This is a genomic window from Vibrio sp. M260118 (assembly GCF_036533755.1).
GTDB lineage: Bacteria > Pseudomonadota > Gammaproteobacteria > Enterobacterales > Vibrionaceae > Vibrio.
Genome location: NZ_JATABG010000221.1, coordinates 1 through 5920, shown reverse-complemented (window position 1 = coordinate 5920; position 5920 = coordinate 1). Strand labels below are relative to the sequence as shown.

Below are 5920 nucleotides of genomic sequence, written 5' to 3'. Positions count from 1 at the left end.
GTTCAATCGAACTGGATTCGTCATTCGGTCTCTAAACAATAAAATGTTCGTAATGCGACTTTATAGCTTAAACTCTCCAACATAACGCTCAAGCGCTTGTGATGAGTCTGCTAGCTGTTTGCTCGATAACTCCAGTTCTTTACTCGCTGTTAAGCCAAGGTTTACAGAGTGATTTACAGCATCTAGGCTAATATTAATCTCATTAGCAACCGTTGATTGTTGCTCTGTTGCCGTTGCTACTTGAGTATTTTTATCCCAAATATCTCTAACCTGTTTTGCAATAACGTCTAAAGCCTGTTGAGCAAGTCGAGCCTCTGATGCACCGTTTTTGATCAGAACTTCACCTTGCTCCATCGATTGAACTGCGTTTTTCGCTTCAGTTTGCAATTGTTGGATCATTGTATCAATCTCATCTGTAGACTGACTCGTTTTTGTCGCCAAATTACGGACTTCATCAGCGACAACAGCAAAGCCCCGACCAGCCTCCCCAGCACGTGCTGCTTCAATGGCTGCATTTAAGGCCAGTAAGTTCGTTTGCTCTGAGATCCCACGAATTACATCTAAAATAGAACCTATTGAATCCGTCTTATCAGCAAGACTACCGATAATTTTAAAGGTACGACTCATTTCATCTTCAAGAGATGTAATTGAATTTGTTGCTTTTTCTAAAATATCATAGCCATTTTGGCTTTCCTCGGTCGCTGTGTTTGCTGAGTCGGCAGCGGATGCGGCATTGGAAGCAACTTCGTTCACAGTTGCTACCATCTCATTCATCGAAGTAACAACTAATAACGTTTGTTCGTTTTGGTTTTCACCTCTCTCCAAAGCCGTCTTCGATTGTTCACGTAATGATAAGGCAGAGTTATTTAACTCAACCCCTGTATTAGCTACTTGAGAGATAGTTTCATGGATTTTTTCAACAAAAACATTAAACGCTGATGAAATCTGGGAGATTTCATCTTTGCCTTTTACTGGTAATCGCGCGGTTAAATCGCCATCACCCTGAGCAACATCTTGCAATGCATCTTTCAGTACAAACAAAGGTTTCATTAATTTATCGATTAAAAGAACAAACGTAATAATACAAATACCAAACACACCCAACATTGCTACTAATTGAGCGATAACAATACCATTTGTGGCTTTGTCAACTTGAGTAATTGGGATACCAATATCAAACGTACCGTACAGTTCACCATTAACATAAATTGGAGCCATGATATCAAAGACCCAATACCCTTGAACCTCTGCATACCAACGGCTGTACTGGATAACTCCTTTCGTTGCACCTTTAATGGTGTAATCATCTTTGTAAATTTTATTACGTTTCTGAGGGTCACTATGTGCAACGGCTTGGACATTACGGTCAATCACAATGGCATAAGCGATAGCTGAGCGTTGCGACAACTTGCTAACGAATGTTTGAAGCTCATCTAACGGTGTTTCAGAGTTCTCTAATATGTAGCTTGCATTCATCGCCAAGAACTCAGCTTGGACTTGAGAATCTTCCAGAATGATACCGTCTATCTTCTCACTTGATATAAAATAGGTTGATGTCATGCTGACAGCGGCGGCAATAGAAACCATCGCACATACCGCTAATAAAATTACTTTTTTCATATCCATAAACCTTATAGAAGACTTGTCACATACGGAAATTTATCATTGAGTATGATATCGGATTTAAAATTAAAATCTATAACGTTGGTGCGGTTAATTCCTACTATGGTAAATCCGTAAGTTAGCTGTCAAAAATCAGGCTTCCTGTTACCTAGAAAGCGTTAGCAACGGTTTTAATAAGAAATCTATACCTAAATGGCCCAAAATCGTTTTGAAAGTTTGTGACACTTTGAACTTGATTTACAGGGCAAAAGTCAGCGAGTGCGCTTGAAACAAGAACAGCACAATGATGCCCATTTTTCGTACTTTTTGAATCGTGGATGTCAGATTAGTTATACTTGGTCAAAATTCAACCAGTAACAATCCTGTTCTTTTTGACGAAACAAACTTTGGGGCAGAACTGAGCTAGCCGTAATAACTAGTTTATCGTGGAGCAGGTGTATAAAGAAAGCATTATTGATGTAACTTTTACTTGCCCTATTTTGAATGCATTGCACAATTATGAGGCAAGCGTTTAAGGATAATGAATTTACATGGATTTAATTATCCTTAAATAACAAAGGGATAGGTTTTGGCATGATTATAGCTTAAAGCGTCGATGCTTTTTATGGTTTTCGGTTGTTATTCAAAATTCACCTAACAAGGACTTGCCCTCCAAGTCAAAAACCATTGTTTATTTTTATATTCAATGGAGCAACTTATGTTTAAAAAATCCTTAGCAAGTGTTTTGCTTTGTACCGCGCTTTTCTCTTCTCATGTATCCGCAGAAACAACAGTTATCCGCTCAAGTTTTCTTCATTTTCTTAACGATCCAACTAAATCGGAGAATGTTGAAAATTCATATGAGTATGTTGATGATGGATTATTGGTTATTGAAGACGGTCATATCAAAACCCTCAAAGCTTATAGCGATTCAGACATTAGTAAATATCATGAGATCAAAGATAAACGAGGGGAACTAATTGTTCCTGGTTTCATTGATACTCATATTCATTATCCACAAACACAAATGATCGCTGCATATGGAGAGCAGCTACTAGAATGGCTTAACACATATACATTTCCTACGGAGAAACAGTTTCAGGACAAAGATCGCGCCAAGACAATTTCTAAGTTTTTTATAAATGAACTATTAAAAAATGGGACGACTAGTGCTTTAGTTTTTGGCACTGTTCATCCCGAATCGGTTGATGCCTTATTTGAAGAAGCATATGACAAAAACATGCGACTTATCGCAGGAAAGGTCATGATGGATCGAAATGCCCCAGACTATCTTCTTGATACAGCAGAATCAAGTTATAGAGATACAAAAGCATTAATTGAAAAGTGGCACCATCATGGTCGCTTACTGTACGCGGTTACTCCCCGGTTCGCTCCTACTTCAACAGAAGAACAGTTAGAAATGGCTGGTAAACTAAAGTCAGAGTTCCCTGATGTATATGTACATACCCACTTATCAGAAAATAAAAATGAAATTGAATGGGTAAAATCTCTCTACCCAGAGCGTGAAGGTTATCTTGATGTTTATGATCATTATGGTTTGACAGGTAATAAATCCATTTTTGCTCATTCAATTCATTTGACAGATCAAGAATGGAATACTTTCAAACACACAAATTCTGTTATTGCTTTTTGTCCGACTTCTAACTTGTTTCTAGGTAGTGGACTTTTCAACTTGGAGAAAGCTGAGCAAAACGATATACGTGTTGGTTTAGGCACGGATGTTGGAGCTGGCACCAGTTTTTCACAACTAGAGACACTGAATGAAGCCTACAAAGTCATGCAGTTACAGGGCAAGAAACTTTCAGCCTTTAAAGGTCTTTATTTAGCAACGCTAGGCGGTGCAAAAGCCTTAAGCATTGATGATAAAGTTGGGAATTTTACGCAAGGTAAGGAAGCCGATTTTGTTGTGTTAAAATGGGCTGCGACGGATCTTCAGAAACTACGCTTTCAGCACTCTACCGGTCTAGAAGATCGATTGTTTGCGCTCATGATGTTAGGCGATGACAGAAATATCGATTCAACCTATGTTGCAGGAAAGCTTGCATACGCATCGAATGATGAGCTGTAGTCTAATCAGCTAATTGTTCTATTCATATTTAATAGACAGCTAACCATGAAAGTAGTACATCTCTGAGTTAACAGTCTATTAGTGCGTAATGATTGGTTCTTGTTGGTTGGATAAACAACCTTTTCCACTAACGAGAACCTTTTAGCCCTTCAATACGCATAAAACTAATTCATTATGTTCAGCAGTGTTATCCGTTGCTGAGTGGGTGCACACTAAGGCACTAAGGCACTAAGGAACTATGGGGCAATTGTGAGTTGCGACGTCCTAGTGAGTTTCGGACGTTCGGATAAAATCAGGTAGGGCAAAAGGCCAGTGTTGAGCCTCTTATCCTATGGTTAAAGCCTGCAATAAGGTGACCCCACACTGAACTAGCAAAACACACCGAACTTCATACCTAAATCGCCGAGTGTAACGGTCACCTTAATTGCTTGTTAAGCACTTGTCTTTCGAGATGATGAACGAACCCTATACTGAAAATTTAGCACTGGGTAAACATTGGGGAGAGTGCTTGGTAATGCTGGGATCGTTAAGAAAAACTCAATTTCATTGTCTTTAACCATTCCCAAAGTTGAGACCATTCGAGAAACAAGTTCACTCCGACACATTAACGTAACAGAAGCACTATCTTCATAGAATCGAACAAAACCAACGGGGTACTTCCCCGACAATGAACGGATTGCCTCACTACTCCTTTCCGAAATATTTATCCGCATTTCTTGATACGGAAAGTCAAAACCATCTTCAACTTCGCTTATATTCGACTCGTAGTAAAGAAATGAAGATATAGGTTCGTCTTCAATACTGCCATCTAAGGTCTCATTCATGCCTGCAATAACTGGTGTTAGTTGCAACCAAAAACACTCGCTATCCTTTAATTCTTCATATGATGGAGCTTGATTCATATTCATTACTCTCTTGTGATGCTTAACACCTCAAACACCGGCGCAGCTTGTCTGCGTCCGTGTACTTTAACTTGGTAATGCTCCGATTTTCTAGACACCTTTAACACATGAATAGAAAAATAGGGCAAATCGTACCTTAGTTTTTTGAGCAACTGCACGTCCCAAACACGTTTTGGGGCAGATTCGTGTTGGTGAGAGCTCACCAACACGTTGATAGAAATAAGTTGTATCTCTAAAGGTTGAGCCTTTCGCGTACAGCATATAGATTATTAACTATTACTATGCCTTGAGGAAAATCTATTTCATTATGAAAGCCTGTTAACCATACGGCTTTCAGTCCAGCGCTACTCGCACCTAAGACATCATTGATAGGATGATCTCCGATGTAAATGCACTCGTGTGCCTCGAATTTTGCGTGTGAAACTGTGCATTTAAAAATCGAAGGTTCAGGTTTGCTTGTACCAAACTTTTCAGAGCTAACAATTTGTGAAAATAAGTGACCAAATGAAGTCGTTTTAATAGTCGATAGTCTGCTATTTTCTGCGCCATTGGAAATTATACCAAGGTGATACTTTTGTTGATGAAGGTACTCTACTAGATCTGCTGCGCCTTTCATTTCAACTGTACATTGTGGGAATGCTATTCTCCAAAACTCACTTAATTTTTCTGGTCGCTGATACTTTACCCAATCCAACTGAATAGACAACTCGCAGCCAATCGCTTGAAATATCTTGCTATATTTAGAACCGCTAAGGAGATAACCACCGTTATCTTGCTCTTTGACTATTCGGCTTACCAATATTGGACAAGCTGCCCGTAAGTCGGCTGAAAATACATCAACAAAGTGACGTGCAAATTTGTCAATACTGGCATTTCTGTCTACTAACGTGTTATCTAGATCGAAATATATAGCTTTAATCATCTGATATTCAGTAACTTTCAACGTTCTAGATATTCTATCTAGGTAGTATTACCTTTTTGTTGCAAGGGTGCAGGAAAGAATAGGTATGAGTAATTACGTTAACACCGAATGGGGCAAAAATGAGTCAGTAACGTTTCTCAGTTAGACATCTCTGTTCGTAATGCGTGAGATGGAAGGAAATGGACATAACCGTGCATCAATGAAATTCATACCACTCAGGAATGTGGACTTTAGCGTTATTTAGTCTGCTACTAGCCCAGTCGATTCTTTTGTGAAAGGTGATAAATTAGACTACAACATCTGAGCAACGTAAGTTAGAGTATCCTAGTAATAAATTCACAAATACAACTATAACTATAACTATAACTATAACTATAACTATAACTATAACTATAACTATAACTA

General features: G+C 38.7%; 4 protein-coding genes. 1 reads left to right on the top strand and 3 read right to left on the bottom strand.

The features are described from left to right. Window positions 1-60: 60 nt before the first annotated feature. Complete coding sequence (locus QTO00_RS13230; protein WP_331425222.1) at window positions 61-1620, bottom strand: methyl-accepting chemotaxis protein; 1560 nt, start codon at window positions 1618-1620, stop codon at window positions 61-63. A gap of 700 nt (window positions 1621-2320) precedes the next feature. On the opposite strand from QTO00_RS13230, the gene guaD reads away from it, so the two are divergent. Continuing rightward, window positions 2321-3691, top strand: a complete 1371-nt coding sequence (guaD, locus tag QTO00_RS13225) for a guanine deaminase (RefSeq protein ID WP_182021230.1) — start codon at window positions 2321-2323, stop codon at window positions 3689-3691. Between the two features lie 431 nt (window positions 3692-4122). Here guaD and QTO00_RS13220 read toward each other — a convergent pair whose 3' ends face one another. Both QTO00_RS13220 and QTO00_RS13215 read right to left on the bottom strand, forming a co-directional pair. Then, on the bottom strand, window positions 4123-4593 hold the full coding sequence (locus tag QTO00_RS13220) for a hypothetical protein (protein ID WP_276401300.1): 471 nt from the start codon (window positions 4591-4593) through the stop codon (window positions 4123-4125). Window positions 4594-4825: 232 nt separating this feature from the next. Continuing rightward, window positions 4826-5515 carry an HAD family hydrolase gene (locus tag QTO00_RS13215; protein ID WP_331425221.1) on the bottom strand — a complete coding sequence of 230 codons (690 nt, stop codon included), beginning with the start codon at window positions 5513-5515 and terminating at the stop codon, window positions 4826-4828. Window positions 5516-5920: the final 405 nt, after the last annotated feature.

Coding starts and splice junctions, on each gene's coding strand:
- guaD (WP_182021230.1), top strand. CDS start 2,321: ATGTTTAAAAAATCCTTAGCAAGTGTTTTGCTTTGTACCGCGCTTTTC.
- QTO00_RS13220 (WP_276401300.1), bottom strand. CDS start 4,593: ATGAATCAAGCTCCATCATATGAAGAATTAAAGGATAGCGAGTGTTTT.
- QTO00_RS13230 (WP_331425222.1), bottom strand. CDS start 1,620: ATGAAAAAAGTAATTTTATTAGCGGTATGTGCGATGGTTTCTATTGCC.
- QTO00_RS13215 (WP_331425221.1), bottom strand. CDS start 5,515: ATGATTAAAGCTATATATTTCGATCTAGATAACACGTTAGTAGACAGA.